The sequence below is a fragment of the Xanthomonas sp. NCPPB 4037 genome, assembly GCF_041475695.2.
Lineage (GTDB): Bacteria > Pseudomonadota > Gammaproteobacteria > Xanthomonadales > Xanthomonadaceae > Xanthomonas > Xanthomonas campestris.
The window spans coordinates 776,826-795,011 of the sequence record NZ_CM191261.1; the positions used below are offsets into that span (position 1 = coordinate 776,826).

The 18,186-nt window shown below is 66.2% G+C and carries 17 protein-coding genes and 1 other RNA gene; 7 read left to right on the plus strand and 11 right to left on the minus strand.

Annotated features, from left to right (window positions below; genetic code table 11):
- Positions 1 to 107: 107 nt before the first annotated feature.
- The 4 genes from gloA to ACCQ01_RS03485 all read right to left on the minus strand — a co-directional run bounded on the left by gloA (position 108) and on the right by ACCQ01_RS03485 (position 4,833).
- Entirely contained in the window at positions 108 to 632 is a 525-nt protein-coding gene (gloA, locus tag ACCQ01_RS03470; protein ID WP_228431461.1) for a lactoylglutathione lyase, read from the minus strand.
- A 406-nt stretch (positions 633 to 1,038) separates the two neighbouring features.
- Positions 1,039 to 2,163 (minus strand): copper resistance protein B, encoded by a 1,125-nt coding sequence (locus ACCQ01_RS03475; protein ID WP_323370309.1) that lies wholly within the window; start codon positions 2,161 to 2,163, stop codon positions 1,039 to 1,041.
- A gap of 341 nt (positions 2,164 to 2,504) precedes the next feature.
- Complete coding sequence (locus ACCQ01_RS03480) at positions 2,505 to 4,313, minus strand: copper resistance system multicopper oxidase (protein WP_228431463.1); 1,809 nt, start codon at positions 4,311 to 4,313, stop codon at positions 2,505 to 2,507.
- A 97-nt stretch (positions 4,314 to 4,410) separates the two neighbouring features.
- On the minus strand, positions 4,411 to 4,833 hold the full coding sequence (locus tag ACCQ01_RS03485) for a CopL family metal-binding regulatory protein (RefSeq protein ID WP_228431464.1): 423 nt from the start codon (positions 4,831 to 4,833) through the stop codon (positions 4,411 to 4,413).
- A 128-nt stretch (positions 4,834 to 4,961) separates the two neighbouring features.
- Between ACCQ01_RS03485 and ACCQ01_RS03490 the strand changes: the two genes are divergently transcribed.
- The 4 genes from ACCQ01_RS03490 to ACCQ01_RS03505 all read left to right on the plus strand — a co-directional run bounded on the left by ACCQ01_RS03490 (position 4,962) and on the right by ACCQ01_RS03505 (position 9,259).
- Positions 4,962 to 6,065: a PLP-dependent cysteine synthase family protein gene (locus ACCQ01_RS03490; RefSeq protein WP_228431465.1), complete on the plus strand. Its 1,104-nt coding sequence runs from the start codon at positions 4,962 to 4,964 to the stop codon at positions 6,063 to 6,065.
- A gap of 185 nt (positions 6,066 to 6,250) precedes the next feature.
- Positions 6,251 to 8,275, plus strand: coding sequence for a M3 family metallopeptidase (locus ACCQ01_RS03495; protein WP_228431466.1), 2,025 nt, complete (start codon positions 6,251 to 6,253; stop codon positions 8,273 to 8,275).
- 146 nt (positions 8,276 to 8,421) lie between these two features.
- A non-coding RNA gene (locus tag ACCQ01_RS03500) (sX9 sRNA) lies at positions 8,422 to 8,489 on the plus strand.
- 77 nt (positions 8,490 to 8,566) lie between these two features.
- Complete coding sequence (locus ACCQ01_RS03505) at positions 8,567 to 9,259, plus strand: SH3 domain-containing protein (RefSeq protein WP_228431467.1); 693 nt, start codon at positions 8,567 to 8,569, stop codon at positions 9,257 to 9,259.
- A gap of 269 nt (positions 9,260 to 9,528) precedes the next feature.
- Here the strand turns inward: ACCQ01_RS03505 and fabB are convergent, their stop codons facing one another.
- Both fabB and fabA read right to left on the minus strand, forming a co-directional pair.
- Positions 9,529 to 10,737 (minus strand): beta-ketoacyl-ACP synthase I, encoded by a 1,209-nt coding sequence (fabB, locus tag ACCQ01_RS03510; RefSeq protein ID WP_228431468.1) that lies wholly within the window; start codon positions 10,735 to 10,737, stop codon positions 9,529 to 9,531.
- On the minus strand, positions 10,737 to 11,252 hold the full coding sequence (gene fabA / locus ACCQ01_RS03515; RefSeq protein ID WP_042596506.1) for a 3-hydroxyacyl-[acyl-carrier-protein] dehydratase FabA: 516 nt from the start codon (positions 11,250 to 11,252) through the stop codon (positions 10,737 to 10,739). The genes fabB and fabA overlap by 1 nt, the downstream gene beginning before the upstream one ends.
- A gap of 206 nt (positions 11,253 to 11,458) precedes the next feature.
- Between fabA and dinB the strand changes: the two genes are divergently transcribed.
- Complete coding sequence (gene dinB / locus ACCQ01_RS03520; protein WP_011035828.1) at positions 11,459 to 12,538, plus strand: DNA polymerase IV; 1,080 nt, start codon at positions 11,459 to 11,461, stop codon at positions 12,536 to 12,538.
- A 142-nt stretch (positions 12,539 to 12,680) separates the two neighbouring features.
- Positions 12,681 to 13,331 (plus strand): phosphoglycolate phosphatase, encoded by a 651-nt coding sequence (locus tag ACCQ01_RS03525; RefSeq protein ID WP_228431469.1) that lies wholly within the window; start codon positions 12,681 to 12,683, stop codon positions 13,329 to 13,331.
- 347 nt (positions 13,332 to 13,678) lie between these two features.
- Here the strand turns inward: ACCQ01_RS03525 and ACCQ01_RS03530 are convergent, their stop codons facing one another.
- On the minus strand, positions 13,679 to 14,071 hold the full coding sequence (locus tag ACCQ01_RS03530) for a TfoX/Sxy family protein (RefSeq protein WP_011035830.1): 393 nt from the start codon (positions 14,069 to 14,071) through the stop codon (positions 13,679 to 13,681).
- Positions 14,068 to 14,550: a free L-methionine (R)-S-oxide reductase MsrC gene (gene msrC / locus ACCQ01_RS03535; protein ID WP_228431470.1), complete on the minus strand. Its 483-nt coding sequence runs from the start codon at positions 14,548 to 14,550 to the stop codon at positions 14,068 to 14,070. Before msrC ends, ACCQ01_RS03530 begins: the two co-directional genes overlap by 4 nt.
- A 271-nt stretch (positions 14,551 to 14,821) precedes the next feature.
- On the opposite strand from msrC, the gene bioD reads away from it, so the two are divergent.
- Positions 14,822 to 15,496 (plus strand): dethiobiotin synthase, encoded by a 675-nt coding sequence (bioD, locus tag ACCQ01_RS03540; RefSeq protein ID WP_228431471.1) that lies wholly within the window; start codon positions 14,822 to 14,824, stop codon positions 15,494 to 15,496.
- Between the two features lie 153 nt (positions 15,497 to 15,649).
- Here the strand turns inward: bioD and ACCQ01_RS03545 are convergent, their stop codons facing one another.
- The 3 genes from ACCQ01_RS03545 to ACCQ01_RS03555 form a co-directional block, all read right to left on the minus strand.
- Entirely contained in the window at positions 15,650 to 15,985 is a 336-nt protein-coding gene (locus ACCQ01_RS03545) for a phasin family protein (protein ID WP_011035833.1), read from the minus strand.
- A 189-nt stretch (positions 15,986 to 16,174) separates the two neighbouring features.
- The gene (gene queD / locus ACCQ01_RS03550; protein WP_228431472.1) at positions 16,175 to 16,528 is read right to left on the minus strand and encodes a 6-carboxytetrahydropterin synthase QueD; all 354 of its coding nucleotides are present in this window, start codon (positions 16,526 to 16,528) and stop codon (positions 16,175 to 16,177) included.
- A gap of 114 nt (positions 16,529 to 16,642) precedes the next feature.
- Positions 16,643 to 18,031: a DEAD/DEAH box helicase gene (locus tag ACCQ01_RS03555; protein WP_011035834.1), complete on the minus strand. Its 1,389-nt coding sequence runs from the start codon at positions 18,029 to 18,031 to the stop codon at positions 16,643 to 16,645.
- Positions 18,032 to 18,186: the final 155 nt, after the last annotated feature.

An 18,186-nucleotide genomic window follows, 5' to 3' on the forward strand; every position in this document is an offset into this window, starting at 1 on the left:
AGGGCCTTTCCTGCCCCTTGTTTCAACGTCTGCAACCGTGCGGTGTGGCATGTCTGCAACCGATCACTGCCAGCGACAGGACAACCGCCGGCAAAACGCCTGCGCGCTTATGCCAGCGGCGTGTTCGAGATGATCTCCACCCAGTAGCCATCCGGGTCCTTGATGAAGGCCAGGTGCTTCATGCGGCCGTCTTCCAGGCGCTTTTGATAAGGCACGCCGAGGCTGTCGAAGCGTGCGCAGGCGGCGTGGATATCCGGCACCGAGATGCAGATATGGCCGAAGCCGCGTGGGTCGCTGTTGCCGTCGTGGTAGACCGCACCGTCCTGGCTTTCGGTGCCGTGGTTGTGGGTGAGCTCGAGCACGCCGGGGATGCCGGCCATCCACAGACGGCGTGCGGCGTCATCGTCGGGCACTGCAGTGCCTTCGGCCAGCAGCGCGAGGAAATACAGGCTGAATTTTGCTTCGGGGAAGTCGCGGGCATCGAGCAGGCGGAAGCCGAGTACGCGGGTGTAGAAGTCCAGCGAACGCGGGGCGTCCTTGACGCGCAGCATGGTGTGGTTGAACACGAATCCCTGGGTGTCTGCCGGTGCGGCCGTGGCGCCGGGGACGTGTTGCAGGTCGGTCAAGGGCATGGGGCTCTCCTGAGAAGGATGGGGGGGAGGCAGCGGTGCTGCAGTGACTGTCATGGTACCGGGCAGGCAGTGGCGGGGATGTCTGTTTTCATTGCCAGCAGCGCGCTGGATTTTCGGCAGAAGCTAAGGGCATCGGCAGGTAGCGGCCTATGCCACAGTCACGTGCGGCCCAAAGCCGGATCCGAAGTCGAAGCTACACACCCACACTCATACCTACGGGCACCGCCACCGCCAAAACCACAGCGAGCGCAGGGCAAAGGCCAGAGCCAAAGCCCAAGCCCAAGCCAAAGCCAAAGCCAAAGCCAAAGCAGAGGCTGGCCACAAGGGCGACCGACTGAAGCGGCCGCCCATGACTGCCCTGCCAATGTTTTGGGGGCCAGACATGCCGGCCCCTCCGCAGCGCCGGCTAGAACCACACCCGCACGCCGGCGACGAAGTGCGATTCCCGGGCGGGAGTGTCATCACCGTCGGCACGTTGTGCGCTATCGCCGAAACGGCGGCTGTGCACCCAGCCGATATACGGCGCGAATTTGCGGGTGATCTCGTAGCGCAGCCGCAGGCCCGCTTCGACCTCTTCCAGCCCGCTGCCGATGCCGCGCCGGTCATCGTCGGTAAGTGCGACGTCGGCTTCCACGCGCGGCTGCAGGATCAAGCGATTGGTGAGCAGCACATCGTACTCGGCTTCCAGCCGAAACGCCGCGCGGCCGCCGCTGTCCAGATAGAGCGTGGCTTCGGTTTCGAACTTGTACGGGGCCAGCCCCTGCACACCGATGGCGGCCCAGCTCTGCCGCTGGCCTGGCGCGAGATCCTGGCGGGCGCCGAGCAGGACATCCCACCACGGCGAGATGGCATGGCCGTAGAAGGCTTCCAACGAGGCGTCGTGGGTCTGGCCGCGCCGGCGCTCGCCTTCGCTGCGCAGCCAAAGCCGGTCGATGTCGCCGCCGAGCCAGGCGCGCGCTTCCCAGTCCTGGCCGCTGCCGGTGTGGTTGTGGGAGGCTTCCAGCCGGTCGAGCAACACGTAGTGATTGATGCCTGCTCCATGCATGGCATGACTGCGCAGCGGTGCAAACGCCGCGGCAATGTCGTCTGCGGTGGGAGCAGGAATCGGCTCGCGTGCCGAGGTAGTTACAGCCGGCGCGGTGTGTTGATGTGCTGCTTGCTGTGCGGTGGATGCTGGATCAGCGTGCAACATGTCGTGCATGTCGTGCATGTCGTGATGCTGCATGCCGGCGTGGTCCATTGTCTGCGTCGCTGGCGTGGCGTGTGGCGGCGTGCCGTCGGCACTGTGGGCGTGCTCTTGCGTTGGGAATGCCGAGTCCGCTGGATCGGCGTGCGGCATGTCGTGCATGGCGTGGTGCTGCCTACCGGCGTTGTCCATTGTCTGCGTCGCTGGCGTGGCGTGTGGCTGTACGCCGCCGGCACCGTGTACGTGCGGTTGCGTTTGATGTGCCGAGTCCACTGTCGAAGCGGCATCGGTTGCAGGCGCTGCGGCGTGTGCAAGCACTGCCGCCGCGTCATCGGAATGCTGCATGTCGTGCACATGCGCGGCCTGCTCTGTGTGCTGCATGTGCGCGTGATCCATTTCCACTGGCGGCGCGGCCTGCGTGGCCCGCTGCAGAGAAGACGCTGATGTCGACGTCGAAGCGGATACCGAAGCAGCACCAGAGACTGAAGTGGGCGCGGATGCAGCAGCTCCCACGGCAGCTTCATCCACATCATCCACACGCTTGAGCGCAGGCCTCTCCATCGCCTGCGCACTGTCCACCTGCACCACTGTCGCAGCATGCATCTGGTGATGCGCATGTTCTTGCGCAGTTGCGGTCGCGCTGGCGATGACGGTGACCAATAGAACATGAGCGGTCTGCATGGCGTTCATGCCTCCACCCGCACTTCGCGCATCATGCCCGCTTCCATGTGGTAGAGCAGATGGCAGTGATAGGCCCAGCGGCCCAGCGCATCGGCGCGTACGCGGTAGCTGCGGCGTGTACCGGGCGGCATGTCGATGGTGTGCTTGCGCACCTGGAAGTTGCCATCGGCATCTTCCAGATCGCTCCACATGCCGTGCAGGTGGATGGGGTGCTGCATCATGGTGTCGTTGACCAGCACGATGCGTAGCCGCTCGCCGTACTGCAGCCGCAAAGGCTCGGCCGAGGCGAAGGCGACGCCGTCGAAGGACCAGGCGAACTTTTCCATGTGGCCGGTCAGGTGTAACTCGATTTCGCGGCCCGGTGCGCGGCCGTCCGGGTCGTCGAACAGGCTGTGCAGATCGCCGTAGCAGAGCACGCGGCGGCCGTTGTTGCGCAGGCCAATGCCGGGGTCGTCCAGCCGCGGTGCGCTGGCATTGCTGCGCATGTCGATCAGCGGGTTGTGGTCTTCGCTGGCGGGGTGGTGTGGCGCGCGCGAGGGCGCGCTGGCGTGGCCGTGCTGTTGCATGGCGTGCGCAGATGGATCGTGCTGCACGGTGTGGCCCGCATGCGGATCCGCCGGCGATGCGCCGTGCTGTGCCGACATGTCATGCATTGCGCCATGCGCCATCCCATCGCCGTGCCCCATGTCCTGCATGGTGAGGATGGCGCGTGGATCCTGTGCCGGAATCGGCGCCTGCAAGCCGTGGCGCACTGCCAGCGTGCCGCATGCGAAGCCAGTGCGGCCCATGTCCTGCGCGAACAGCGTAAAGGCATCCTGGCCGATGGGTTCGACGAGGACATCGAAGGTTTCGGCGGCGGCAATGCGCAATTCATCCACGCTGACCGGATGCACATACTGGCCGTCGGCGGCGACCACGGTCATGCGCAGCCCGGGGATGCGGAGATCGAAATACGTCATCGACGAACCATTGATGAAACGCAGTAGCACCTTTTCGCCAGGCTTGAATAGTCCGGTCCAGTTGCCGGCCGGCGCCACGCCGTTGAGCAGGTAGGTGTAGGTGTTGGCATTGACGTCGGACAGGTCGGTCGGGGTCATGCGCATGCGCCCCCACATGCCGCGGTCGGCCAGGGTGGCGCGCAGCCCGTCTTCGTGCGCATCACGCACGAAGTCGCCCACGGTGCGCTGGGCGTAGTTGTCGTGGCTGGGCATCTGCTTGAGCCGGCGGAACAGCGCGGCCGGGTCCAGATCGGTCCAGTCCGACAGCAGCACCACGTGCTCGCGATCGAACCGGTAGGGCGGCGGTGCCAGCGGGTCGATCACGATCGCGCCGTACAGCCCGGCCTGCTCCTGGAACATCGAATGGCTGTGGTACCAGTAGGTGCCGGATTGGCGCAGCGCGAAGCGGTACAGGTACTCCTGGCCCGGTGCGATGCCGTCGAAACTCATGCCGGGCACGCCGTCCATGTTGGCCGGTAGCAGCAGGCCGTGCCAATGCACGGAGGTGAACTGGTCGGCCAGGGCGTTACGCACCCGCACGCTGACGGTGTCGCCCTCGCGCCAGCGCAGCGTGGGCGCCGGCAGCGACTGGTTGACGGTGATGGCGCTGCGCGCGCGGCCGGTGAGGTTGACCGGCATGCGGCCGATCTGCAGCGACGCGGCGCTGCTACGCAGGACGGCGGGCGTCGCGTAAGTAGGGGTGGCGCGTGCCTCGCTGCGCCACAGGCCGGTGGCCGCGGCAACGCCGCCCAGCGCCAGGCCGTGCACGAAGCGGCGGCGGGCCAGCCCGCCATGGGACAAGGGATCGAATGACATGAAGCCTCCAGGCGCGGCCCGCAGGGTGCAGGCAACGCGCATCGCAATGGGCCCTGCGCATGCGCGCAGGGGCGACGACGGCTGCTGCCGTCGAGGCTCAGGCGATGGGAGGTCGGACCGGCTGTTCGGGCACCGGGTTGGCGCGCCCCTCGGCCATGGCGTCCGGCATTGCGGGGCGGCCGGCCAGCGCCGCAGGCACCGCCGGCAGCGTCAGCAGGGCCAGGCTGCAGTGCTGCAGGCAGTCGCAGCTGCCCAATTTGCAGCAGTCGCCTTTGCCCGCATGCGCCGCATGATCCGTGTCCGGCAGCGGCATCGCAGCGGGCGAGGCCATGTCTTCATGACACGGCAGTGCGTCCGGCGCGGCCGCGTGCATGCCACGCGCGGTCGCGGCCATCGCCGCCGACCCCATCGCGGCCGAGCCCATGGCCGGCATCGCCATGCCCACCGACGCCCACGCGCCGGTGGCCGTATTGGCAACCAGGCACAGGCACAGCAGCAGGCGAAGCAGGCAATGCGGCACGGGTAATCGAGCGAGCGGGCAGGTGCGCCGAGCATACCATCGGCGCCGTGGCCGCCTGATGACCCGCCGCCCATGGCATATGCGCGGCGGCGGTAGAATCAACGCTTCTCTCGCAGCACAGCCTTGCCATGTCGCAGCGCCAGTGGGTGGCCGCCGCCATCCAGAAGATCGAAGCCGATTTCAACCGCTCGGCCGATACCCACCTGATTCCGATGGACCTGCCGGGGTATCCGGGCATCGACCTGTACTTCAAGGACGAGTCCAGCCACCCCACCGGCAGCCTCAAGCACCGGTTGGCGCGCTCGCTGTTCCTGTACGCGCTGGCCAACGGCTGGCTGCGCGAAGGCCGGCCGGTGATCGAGGCCTCCAGCGGCTCCACCGCGGTGTCCGAGGCTTATTTCGCGCGCTTGCTCGGGGTGCCCTTCATCGCGGTGATGCCGGCCTCGACCTCGCCGGAGAAGATCGCCGCCATCGCGTTCCAGGGCGGGCGCTGCCATCTGGTCGAGCGTGCCTGCGACCTGGACAGCGCCTCGCACCAGCTGGCGCGCGAGACCGGCGGGCACTTCATGGACCAGTTCACCTACGCCGAGCCCGCCACCGACTGGCGTGCCAACAACAACATCGCCGAGTCGATCTTCAAGCAGCTTTCCGAAGAACCGCATCCCATTCCGGAGTGGATTGTCTGCAGCCCCGGCACCGGCGGCACCAGCGCCACGCTGGGCCGCTATGTGCGCTACCGGCGCCACGACACCCGCATTCTGTGCGCGGACCCGGAAGTGTCGGTGTTCTTCGACGGCTATTGCCGCGCCGTGGCCGGGCAGTGCCCCAAGGAACTGGCCATCACCGGCGGCTCGCGCATCGAAGGCATCGGCCGCCCGCGGGTGGAGTCCAGCTTCATCGCCAGCTGCGTGGATGTGATGATCAAGGTGCCAGACGCACTGAGCCTGGCGGCCATGCGGCATGTGAGCGCCACGCTGGGCAAGCGCGTCGGCGGCTCCACCGGCACCAACTTCGTCGGCGTGCTGCAGGCGGCCCAGCGCATGCGTGACGAGGGCCGGCAGGGCTCCATCGTCACCATCCTGTGCGATGCCGGCGAGCGTTATGCGCACAGCTACTACGACCCGGCCTGGTATGTGGCGCGCGAGATCGACGTGGACGCCAGCGACGCGGCCATTGCCGCGGCCGTGGCCGGCGCCGCGTTACCCGCGCTGCCTTGTGCTGCGCTGGAATGATCGCCATCTGCTAGGCGTGGCTGTCGCAACGCGCTGCGCGCCATCAGGCGTGCGCGCTCGGTGTCGGGACCGGCGGTGCTTCACGCACACGTAGTGACCGACGCAACAGCCGCACTCTGACGAGGCCACGTGCGCTCCTGCGCGCCCTCCGATGCCCCCTGATCCACCCTATTGCCGGAGCTCCCATGACCAACCCGCTGCTCGATTTTTCCGGACTGCCGTCCTTCGATACGATCCGCCCCGACCATGTGGGCCCGGCGATCGATCAGCTGCTGGCCGATGCCGAGGCAGCGGTGAAGGCGGCCGAACAGGTCAGCCCGGTCAGCTGGGACAGCTTCGTGGTGCCGCTGGATGACGCCACCGAGCGCCTGTGGCGCGCCTGGGGCCAGGTCGGCCACCTGCAGGCAGTGATGAATACCCCCGAGCTGCGCGAGGCCTACAACAGCAATCTGCCCAAGGTCAGCCGCTTCGGCAGTGCACTGGCGCAGAACCTGGCCCTGTACGCGCAATACAAGGCGTTGGCCGCCTCGCCGGAAGCTGCGCACTACGACGAAGCCCGGCGCAAGGTGCTCGACAACGCGCTGCGCGATTTCCGCCTGGGCGGCGCCGAACTGGACGACGCCTCCAAGGCGCGCTTTGCACAGATCCAGGAAGAGTTGTCCGGCCTGGCCGCCAAGTTTTCGCAGAACGTGCTCGACGCCACCGACGCGTGGGCGCATGTGACGCAGGACGAGACCCAGTTGTCGGGCCTGCCGTCCGAAGTGGTTGCCGCCGCACGCGCGGCGGCGGAAAAGGACGGAGTTGCCGGCTGGAAGTTCACCTTGCAGATGCCGTGTTATCTGCCGGTGCAGAGCGATGCCGACAGCCGCGAACTGCGCGCGCGGTTGTACCGCGCCAATGCCGAGCGCGCCTCCGAATTCGGCGATGCCGCGCTGGACAACAGCGCCACCATCCAGCGCATCCTGGCCCTGCGCGCGGAGCTGGCACAGCTGCTGGGCTTTGCCAGCTACGCGGACTATTCCATCGCCACCAAGATGGCGCAAAGCCCGGACGAGGTGATGGGATTTCTGCGCGATCTCGCCGTGCGCGCCAAGCCGTATGCACAACAGGATCGTGCCGAGCTGGAAGCATTCGCGCGCGACGAACTCGGCCTGGAGCAGTTGGAAGCCTGGGACCTGGCGTATGCCGGCGAAAAGCTCAAGCAGGCGCGTTACAGCTTCTCCGAGCAGGAAGTGAAGCAGTACTTCACCGAGCCCAAGGTGCTGGCTGGCCTGTTCGATGTGATCCATAGCCTGTACGGCCTGACTGTCAAACCCGATAGCGCGCCGGTCTGGCACCCGGACGTGCGCTTCTATCGGCTGGAAGATGCGCAAGGCGCACTGGTGGGGCAGTTTTATCTGGATCTGTACGCGCGCGAGGGTAAGCGCGGTGGTGCATGGATGGATGACTGCCGCAATCGCCGCGAGACCAGTCAGGGTGTGCAGACGCCGCTGGTGTATCTGGTGTGCAATTTCGGCCGTGGCAGTGGCGATGCGCCGGCCACGTTCCGGCATGGTGAAGTCACCACGCTGTTCCATGAAATGGGCCACGGCCTGCATCAATTGCTCACCCGTATCGGCGAGCTCGGCGTGGCCGGCATCAATGGCGTGGAATGGGACGCAGTGGAGCTGCCCAGCCAGTTCATGGAGAACTTCTGCTGGGAATGGGAGCGTGTGCAGGCGATGACCGCGCACGTGCAAACCGGCGAGCCGCTGCCGCGCAATCTGTTCGACCGGCTGCTGGCCGCGCGCAATTTCCAGAGCGGCATGTTCACCGTGCGTCAGCTGGAATTCGCGTTGTTCGACATGCAATTGCACAGCAGTTTCGATCCGGCCCAGGACAGTGTGCTGGAGTTGATCGAGCGCGTGCGCGACGAAGTGGCGGTGAATCGCCCGCCGACGTGGAATCGCTTCCCGCATCAGTTCAGCCACATTTTCGCGGGCGGCTACGCGGCCGGGTATTACAGCTACAAGTGGGCCGAGGTGCTCAGCGCCGATGCCTACGCGGCGTTCGAAGAAGCGCCCGAGCAGGTGGCCGACACCGGCGCGCGGTTCCGGCATGAAGTGCTGGCGCGTGGTGGCAGCCGCAGCGCAGCGGATAACTTCCGCGCGTTCCGTGGACGCGCACCCAAGATCGACGCGCTGCTGCGGCACAACGGCATGGCGGGCTGAGCCTGCTGCCGTTGTCGGTCGGCGCTGCGTTCGCACCGCAATGTGGCGGTCTGGGCGATAAGCGCAGTCGTGTGGTCACTAACAGCAGGCGACAAAGCGGCTGCGTCCGTCGGCGGGCGCAGCCGATGCTCGGTGCGACATCAACCACGCACGCTTCGGTTCTGAGCGCGCCGTTCCCACCCACCTGACGACTGCGCGCTACGTTGTGTTGGACGTTCCAAAGTGATCGATTGCTTCGTGGATGGGCACATCAAGGAGAGTGCAATGCGGCGACCTTTGTCATGGAGCTTGATGGTGCTGATCACGGTCGCCACACCGGTGGTGGCGCAGCACGCGGGACATGTCGAGAAGCTGGTCCGTTTGCGCGCCGGCCCGGGCGATGAATACCGACTGGTGGGTGAGGCCCATGCCGGCAACCCGGTCGCTGTGTATGGCTGCCTGCAGAATGGCAGGTGGTGCGACGTGCGCGGACCCGATGCGCGCGGCTGGATGCCGGCGCAGGCAATCGTGTCCGGTCGGGGCCCCGTGGCAAAGGCGGTACCGAAGGTCACGTTCGCGCTTGATGCGTATTGGGACGCGCATTATCAGGGCCGAGAATGGACCGTCGAAAGCGAACGGGCGCTCTGGCGCGACCATGCGCCCGGCGATTTCCCGAGCCTGGACATGATGGCACCCAGTAACAATCCGCAGGTTGGCCCGCCCACCATCGCCAAGCGCCTCAAGGAATACACGCGTTCAGAGAACGAACGCGTCCAGCGGGACAGGGCCGAAATCGATCGCGCCGCGCTGAATCGGATAGATGCCGACAGACGGGACGATCAGATAAGAAGGTGCGAGCGCTCGGGAAGCCAGGACAGTGCCGTGCAGAGTTGTGTTTCCCAAGCACGCAGCGACTACGACCAATCGGTCAGGGGCCGATGTGAAAGCTCGCCCAGCCAGGATGGTGGCCTGCAGCGTTGTATCTCGCAGTCGAGCATCGACTAGGATCAAGCGATTCGGGAACGCAATCGTCGCAACCAGAACGAGCGCTAGCCGCTCGCTCGTCGAAGGAGGTCTGGCGTGCCCCTCCCGATGTGTGCGGTCGGCGCGTGGGAGCGCCCAATCACGCACGCCTGCGTTTGCGGCGCCTGGCCTACGGCATCGGCCAATTGCAGGCACGGCCATGCCCGTGACTGCGTCATTGGCGCGCCACCGTCTTCCTCATCACCGCATTCAGGCCACCGCAGCATGATCGCGGCGGTGGCCGCGAGCCATTACACCCGGCCGAACACCAGCGCGCCGTTGGTGCCGCCGAAGCCGAAGCTGTTGGACATCACCGTGTTCAACGTCGCCTTGCGTGTGGCGCGCAGGATCGGGAAGCCTTCGGCACGCGGATCGAGTTCGTCGATATGCGCCGAGCCGGCCATGAAGCCATCGCGCAGCATCAGCAGGCTGTAGATCGCCTCGTGCACGCTTGCCGCACCCAGTGAGTGACCGGACAACGCCTTGGTCGACGACAGTGGCGGCACGTTGTCGCCGAACACCTCGCGCACCGCGCCCAGCTCGGTGACATCGCCCAGCGGGGTGGAGGTGCCGTGCGTGTTGAGGTAATCGATCGGGCGATCCAGCCCCTGCATCGCCATGTGCATGCAGCGCACCGCGCCCTCACCACTGGGGGCGACCATGTCCGCGCCATCGGAGGTCACGCCGTAGCCCAGCAGTTCGGCATGGATGCGGGCGCCGCGCGCGATGGCGTGGTCGTGGTCTTCCAGCACCAGCATGCCGCCGCCGCTGCCGATGACGAACCCATCGCGTTGCGCGTCGTAGGGGCGCGAGGCCACTGTCGGGCGATCGTTGAAGCCGGTGGACAGCGCGCCCATCGCATCGAACATCACGCTCATGGTCCAGTGCAGTTCTTCACCGCCGCCGGCAAACATCACATCCTGCGCGCCATGCCGGATCAGATCCGCGGCCGCGCCAATGCAATGCGCCGAGGTCGCGCAGGCGGCCGACAGCGAATAGCTCAGGCCGCGGATCTTGAAGGCAGTGGCCAGCGAGGCCGAGACTGCCGAACACATCGTGCGCGGCACCATGTACGGGCCTACCTTGCGCACGCCGCGTGCGCGCAGCAGATCGGCTGTTTCCACCTGCCACTGGCTGGAGCCGCCGCCGGAGCCGGCAATCACGCCGGTGCGCAGGTCGCTGACCTGCTCGGGCGACAGGCCGGCATCGGCAATGGCATCGCGCATCGCCAGGTAGGCGTACGCCGAGGCATCGCCCATGAAGCGCTTGAGCTTGCGGTCGATCAATCCGTCCAGGTCGATGTCCACCGCGCCGCCCACCTGGCTGCGCAGACCGGCTTCGGCATGGTCAGGTAATGCGGTGATGCCCGAGCGGCTTTCGCGCAGCGCGCTGGAGACCGTGTCCAGGTCATTGCCCAGGCACGAATTGATGCCCATTCCGGTGACGACAACACGGCGCATCAGAAATTCTCCGTCGAAGTGAACATGCCCACGCGCAGATCCTTGGCGGCGTAGATCTCGCGCCCATCCACCAACATGCGCGCATCGCTCTGTGCCATCACCAGCTTGCGGTTGATGACCCGGCTGATCTCGATTTCGTAGGTCACCAGCGTTGCGGTGGGCAGCACCTGGCCGGTGAATTTCACCTCGCCACAGCCCAGCGCGCGGCCGCGGCCCGGCGCACCGATCCAGGTGAGAAAGAAGCCGGTCAGTTGCCACATCGCATCCAGGCCGAGGCAGCCAGGCATCACCGGGTCGCCGATGAAGTGGCAATTGAAGAACCACAGGTCCGGACGGATATCGAGCTCGGCGCGGATCATGCCCTTGCCGTGGCTGCCGCCGTTGTCGTTGATCTCGGTGATGCGGTCGAACATCAGCATCGGGTCGTTCGGCAGACGGCCGCTGTTGGGGCCGAACAATTCCCCGCGCGCGCTGGCCAGCAATTGGTCACGCGAGTACGCATTTTGACGAGTCATCACGAACGGTTTCCTGCAAGAGCAAAAGGCGAGGGCGGCAAGCGTGCATGAGCCCGTACGGTTCAATCAAACGTTTTATCCGTACGCATGCGTAGTGTTTTCAAGCAGTTGCGCACTGCAGCAACTGCGGGCCAACGACTGGCGCAAGGCATGAGACGCGGCTGATTTATCATGCGCAGCAAGACTGTGCTGGGGAATCTGGCTTGATGCGCAAGATCGTTCACGTGGACATGGATGCGTTCTACGCGTCCGTGGAACAACGTGATGATCCGTCGCTGCGCGGCAAGCCGGTGGTGGTGGCCTGGCGCGGCGCGCGCTCGGTGGTGTGCGCTGCCTCGTATGAAGCACGCACCTTCGGCATCCGCTCGGCGATGCCGGCCGTGCGCGCCGAGCGCTTGTGCCCGGATGCGGTGTTCGTGCCGCCGGATTTCGCACGCTACAAGGCGGTGTCGCGGCAGGTGCGCGAGATCTTTCATCGGCACACCGACCTGGTCGAGCCGCTATCGCTGGACGAAGCGTATCTGGACGTCACCGAAGCCAAGACCGGCATGCAGTTGGCCACGGAAATCGCGCAGCTCATCCGGACCCAGATCCGCGAAGAAACCCAGCTCACCGCGTCGGCAGGCATTGCGCCCAACAAGTTCCTCGCCAAGATCGCCTCCGACTGGCGCAAGCCAGATGGCCAGTTCGTGATCGCGCCCAGTCGCGTGGATGCCTTCCTGCTGCCGCTGCCGGTCAACCGTATTCCCGGCGTGGGCAAGGTCATGGATGGCAAGCTGGCGGCGTTGGGCATCGTCACCGTGAGTGATCTGCGCTTGCGGCCACTGGAAGAACTGCAGGCGCATTTCGGCAGTTTCGGGCAGAGCCTGTACCGGCGTGCGCGCGGCATCGATGAGCGGCCGGTGGAGCCGGACCAGGAAGTGCAATCGGTGTCTTCCGAGGACACCTTCAGTGAAGATCTGGCACTGGATGCGCTGGACCCGCACATCCAGCGCCTGGCCGAAAAGACCTGGCATGCGACGCGGCGCACCGAGCGGATTGGCCGCACGGTGGTGCTCAAGCTGAAGACCTCCAACTTTCGCATCCTCACCCGCTCGTATACGCCCGAGCAGCCGCCAGCGTCGTTGCAGGGGCTGGTCGATATCGCGCTGGGGCTGACCCGGCGCGTGGAGTTGCCGCCGGAAACGCGCTACCGCCTGGTCGGCGTGGGGCTGAGCGGTTTTTCCGACCCCGAGCTGCAGGCGGCAGTGCAGGGCGAATTGTTCGGCGAGGTGCCGCAGCAGTAACGCGCTGACGCGGCCTGCGGCAACGGCCGATGCCGCGGACGCACCCGCACCCGCACGCATTGCGTTGATTGCAGTCGTGCACTGACACGTCCTGAATCAGCCGCTTCGTACACTGCGCCTACCCCCACGCAAAGGCGACGCGATGTTTCCGTATCCGCTGGTGATCTTCGACCTGGATGGCACGCTGGTGGACAGCGCATCGGATATTGCCGAGGCCCTCAACGGCACCTTGCAGGAACTTGGCCTGCAGCAGTTTCCCGAAGCCACCGTGCGCAGCTGGATCGGCGAGGGCGTGCACACACTGTTGGCCACCGCGTTGCGCGAAGCAGGCAGCGACCGCGATGTGGATGCGGAAATGCCGGTGATGATGCGCCACTACGAAGCCAGCCTGCTGCATCACCCGCGCTTGTATCCAGGCGTTGCCGAGGCTTTGCCTGCGTTGCGCAGCGCAGGCGCCACGCTGGCGTTATGCACCAACAAGCCGGCGCGTTTCATCCAGCCCTTGCTCGAACACCTGGGCATTGCGGCGCAGTTTGCGACGGTGCTCGGCGGCGATTCGTTGCCGCAACGCAAGCCCAGTGCAGCGCCCTTGCTGCATCTGGCGCAGCAGTTCCAGCACGCGCCCGCGCAGTGCCTGATGGTGGGCGACTCGGCCACCGATGCCGCCGCTGCGCAGGCCGCCGGCATGCCGTTGGCGATGGTGCGGTATGGCTATCTGCGTGGCTTCGATGTGGAGCACGCCGGCGCGATTGCAGTGATCGACGACATGCGCGCGCTGCTCATGCTGCACTGAGCACGCGCGTTGGTGAGTGACGGGTAACGCGGCAAATCAGCGGTAATGGATGCATCCTCTACCGAGGTGCATGACGCATGCAGCGCACTGCCGCAGTTTGCAATGAATCGCAGATGTGTAGATGCGCGGATCGCGAGAGTGTCCGCGAGCGAGGGTTGAGGCCCACGCCCGGCGTGCGGCTGGACCAGTGCCGACGGTTCGGCAACACCCTCAGTCCCAGCCTCATAGCGGCGCTTCGAGGACTGGGCCACGGGCAGACGTTAAGCGCTTCGCTTGCGCCGACCTTGTAGGTCGCAGCGCGGCGCTAGTGGCCGGTCACACAGGCTTATGCGCTACGTGCGGCCGCGTTACTCGTCGTGCGTGGCGGGTTGCGCGTCGTCGCCGGCCACGTCGGTGGCATCGTCTGCCAACGCATCGCTGTCGGCGCGCGCGTAATGCACGGTTTCCACCGGGCCACCGACCGGGCGGCCACGTGCGGCCGGCAGCAGTGCGCTGGCGGCTTCGTATTCGGCCAGCAAGGCATGCCGGCGCGCTTCCGGCACTTCCTGCCAATGGCAATCGGCAAGCGCACCTTCCAGCGAATACAGCAGATTGAGGCTGGGCTTGAATCCGGCACGACGCACTTTTACAAACGCGCCAACCGCGCCCACGGCCTGCAGGTCCTGCTGGGTGCGCAGGCCAACTTGGCGTAGCCAGGCCGCGCTCTTGGGGCCGATGTTGCGCAGCCGTTCGGTGGTCACGTCAACGCGCCGACGAAGACCTGCGCGATGGCTTCGAGTCCGCGCTGGTCGTCCGCGTCGAAGCGGTCCAGTTCCGGGCTGTCCAGGTCGAGCACGCCGATCAGCGTGTCGCCTTGTACCAGCGGAATCACCAGCTCCGACCGCGACGCCGAATCACAGGCGATATGCCCGGGAAACGCGTCCACATCGGCGATGCGCTGTGTTTGCCGGGTACTGGCGGCGGCACCGCACACACCCTTGTCCAACGGGATGCGCACGCAGGCGGGCAGCCCCTGGAAGGGCCCCACCACCAGCTCGCGGCCGTCATAGAAATAGAACCCCGCCCAGTTGAGCGACGGCAATGAATTGAACATCAGCGCGGCCAGGTTGGCAGCGTTGGCGATCCGGTCCGGCTCGCCGTGCACCAGAGCCTGGGCCTGGGCGGTGAGCTGGGCATATTGTTCCGGCTTGCTGCCGGTCAGCGAAGAGGTGGCGAACATGCGCAAAGTCTAGCAGCGGCCATCCGCAGCGTCGTTGCGACGCCACGGAGCAGGCGCGCGGGCTGCAGGGCCGGCAGGACCCCAAGGGGCGCGCCGCGCACACGACCATCCCGGGCCGCGCGCCGCATGTGCCGGCCAGCCAAGCGGCCCACGATGCATTGGTTCGTTTCAGAAGGCATGGCAGATGCCACGCAGGCGCGTGCAGCCAACGCCCGCACGGTATGCTGCGCGGCCTCTCCGGCAATGGCGGCGCGGCCGCAGGAACAGGTGCATGCAGTTTCCCGCCTTCTACGTCACTGGCACCGATACCGGCATCGGCAAGACCGTTGCCAGCACGGCCTTGTTGCATGCGGTGCGTGCACGCGGCCACACCGCAGTGGGCATGAAGCCGGTGGCCAGTGGCTGCGTCGCCACCCCGCAGGGTTGGCACAACGAAGACGCGCTGGCGCTGCAAGCCGCCAGCCAGCCGCAGCCGGACTACGCCACCCTCAATCCATATGCGTTGCCTGCGGCGTTGGCCCCGGAACTGGCTGCCGCCGATGTCGGCGTGAGCCTGTCGCTGCTGCCGCTTCAGCAGGCCTTTGCGCAGCTGCGCGCGCAGGCCGAGGTGGTGGTGGTGGAAGGGGTCGGCGGCTGGGCGGCGCCGCTGAGTGCGCAGCTGGATCAGGCCGATCTGGTGCGCGCATTGCAGCTGCCGGTGGTGCTGGTGGTGGGCGTGCGCCTGGGCTGCATCAACCATGCGCGCCTTGCCGCCGCGGCCATCGCCGCCGATGGCCTGCGCTGCATCGGCTGGATCGCCAACGAGATCGACCCGCAGATGGAGCGCATTGAGGACAACATCCGCATGCTCGGCCAGCGCCTGGCGATGCCGTGCTGGGGGCGCATTCCGTGGCGCCCCAACGCCCAGGCCGAGGGCCTGGCGCAGCACATCCGCCTGCCGGAGTGAGCGCAGCGGCCTTGTGCGCGGCCGCATCGAAAGGGCCGGCCGACGCCTGCGCCGGTCACCAGACAATAAAAAAGCCCGACAGAGGGAGGGATCTGTCGGGCCGGGTTGCATGGGGGGAGGGACCCATGCAAAGACGCTGAATTTTGGTGGCCGTTACTTGCGCCGGGTCTTGCCTGTTGCGCCGGTCTGATCGCTGCCGGTCTCGAACTGCTGCTTGGCAAACTGCCCAAGTTCGCTGGACATTTTCAGCCCCATGCCAACCACTTCCTGATTGACCGACGCCAGACGTTCCAGGTTGTCGCGGGCCAGTTGCAGCCCTTTCGGCCAGAGCGTCTGGTAGGCGCCCAGGTCGCGCGCCTGCGCAAACTCACCGAAGAAGCTGGTGGTCGCGTTGACGTTCTGTTCCAGCGTGTCCAATGCCAACTGGTTGGCACGGGCTGCGGCAGAAGCGAACTGACTGGTGAAGCTGTTTTCGAACTGCGCCGACATCGCGAACCCCTTGGGGAATGCTGTGACCGTTTGTTGCGTTGCAGCATACGCGGATGTTGTTGCGATGCAACATGTTTTCTGAAAATTTTCCAACCGACCTGAAAAGTGTTTTCCAATCAATCGCTTGCGTTGCGCTTAAAACGAGAAAGGCCGCCTCGGAGGGCGGCCTTCGGTCACCATTTGCGCCAATCAACCGCGATAGCGGCAGCCGGAAGTGCAGGTCTCGTGCACCACGATTTCGCTCAACTGCGGCAAGGCCGGCTTGAGCTGCTGCCAGATCCAGATGGCCAGGCGTTCGCTGGTGGGGTTTTCAAGCCCCTCGATGTCGTTGAGGTAGTGGTGATCGAGCCGGTCGTAGATCGGCTGGAAGGCAGCCTTGATGTCGCCGAAGTCCATGATCCAGCCGGTCTCGGCACCCGGTTCGCCGCTGACATGCAGCTCGACCTGGAACGAATGCCCATGCAGCCGTGCGCACTTATGCCCCGGCGGAACGTTGGGCAGCCGGTGGGCGGCCTCGAGCGTAAATACTTTAAAGATATCCATGGCGTTGATCGGCAAGCGCGTGCAGAGGAAGTGGGCCGGACATCGCCGGTGTCGGTGTGGCTGACAGGACAAGGGCCGCATGGCGGCCCTTGTCGTTACCGTCAGTCGCGGGCGTTAGGCGCCGCGGCTGGCCGGCCGGCCACTGCCACCACGACCACCGTCGCGACGGCCGGCACCGGCGCCGGCAGTGGCCTGACGCGGCCCGCTGCTGCGCTGGCCACCCGGCTTCTTCGGGCCGGCATGGGCGTGCGCCTGACGCGGTGCATCGCCATGCGGGCGACGGGCGTGGCTCTTGCGCGGGGCGCGATCGCCACCCGGCTGCTCGGCACGGCCCGGGGCGCTGTTGCCCCAGCGGATCGGGGTCTGCGGCTCGTAGCCCGGCACGTCGCGGATTTCCACGTCGCGGCCCAGCATGCGCACGATCTGACGCAGCAGCTTGGCTTCGTCCTGTGCCACCAACGAGATCGCCTCGCCGGTCGAACCGTTACGGCCGGTGCGGCCGATGCGGTGCACGTAGTCCTCGGCCACCATCGGCAGGTCATAGTTGATGACCTTCGGCAGCTGGTCGATATCGATACCGCGCGCGGCGATGTCGGTGGCCACCAGCACGGTCACGCGGCCGGCCTTGAAGTCGCTCAGGGCACGCATGCGCTGGCCCTGGCTCTTGTTGCCGTGGATCGCCGCGGTCTTGATGCCGGACTTCTCCAGGAACAGCGCCAGCTTGTCGCTGCCGTGCTTGGTGCGTGCGAAGACCAGGGTCTGCTCGCGGCTGTCCTGCGCCAGCAGGTGCAGCAGCAGGTCGCGCTTGCGCGCGCCATCGACCGGGTGCACGCGGTGGGTGATGCTCTCGGCCACGGTGTTGCTCGGGGTGACCTGGATCTGCATCGGGTTGCGCATGAACTCCAGCGCCAGCTGCTTGATGTTCTCTTCGAACGTGGCCGAGAACAGCAGGGTCTGACGGTCCTGGCGCGGAAGCTTGGTCAGGATGCGCTTGATCGACGGCAAGAAGCCCATGTCGAGCATGCGGTCGGCTTCGTCCAGGATCAGTACTTCGATGCCGGACAGGTCCACGCTGCGGCGCTCAATATGGTCGATCAGACGGCCCGGGCAGGCGATCAGCAGGTCCACGCCACGACGCAGCGCATCGAGCTGGTTGCCCATGCCCACGCCGCCGTAGATCACCGCGCTCGGAATGCGCAGGTACTTGCTGTAGCCGCGCAGGCTGTCATGCACCTGGGTGGCCAGTTCGCGGGTGGGGGTCAGGATCAGCGCGCGCGGCTTGCGCGGGCCGTTGACCGGCTGCGGGGTGGTGCCCAGGTGCTGCAGCAGCGGCAGGCCGAACGCGGCGGTCTTGCCGGTACCGGTCTGTGCGCCAGCCAGCAGGTCATGGCCGGCCAGCACGAGCGGGATCGCCTGCTGCTGGATGGCGGTGGGGGTTTCATAGCCCTGCTCGGCCAATGCGCGCAGCAGGAAGGGCGCCAGGCCCAAGGATTCAAAAGACATCAGGAAGCTCCAAGTAAAGCGCCGCCACCAGGCAGAGCCCGGAGCGCAGACGCATTGCAGATGCAAAAAAGTGAGGCTCGGAGCGTTCCCGTGAACCGCGCTGCGAGATGGTGGAACAACCCAATTAAAGAGCGATGGGTTTGTCGGCACCACGA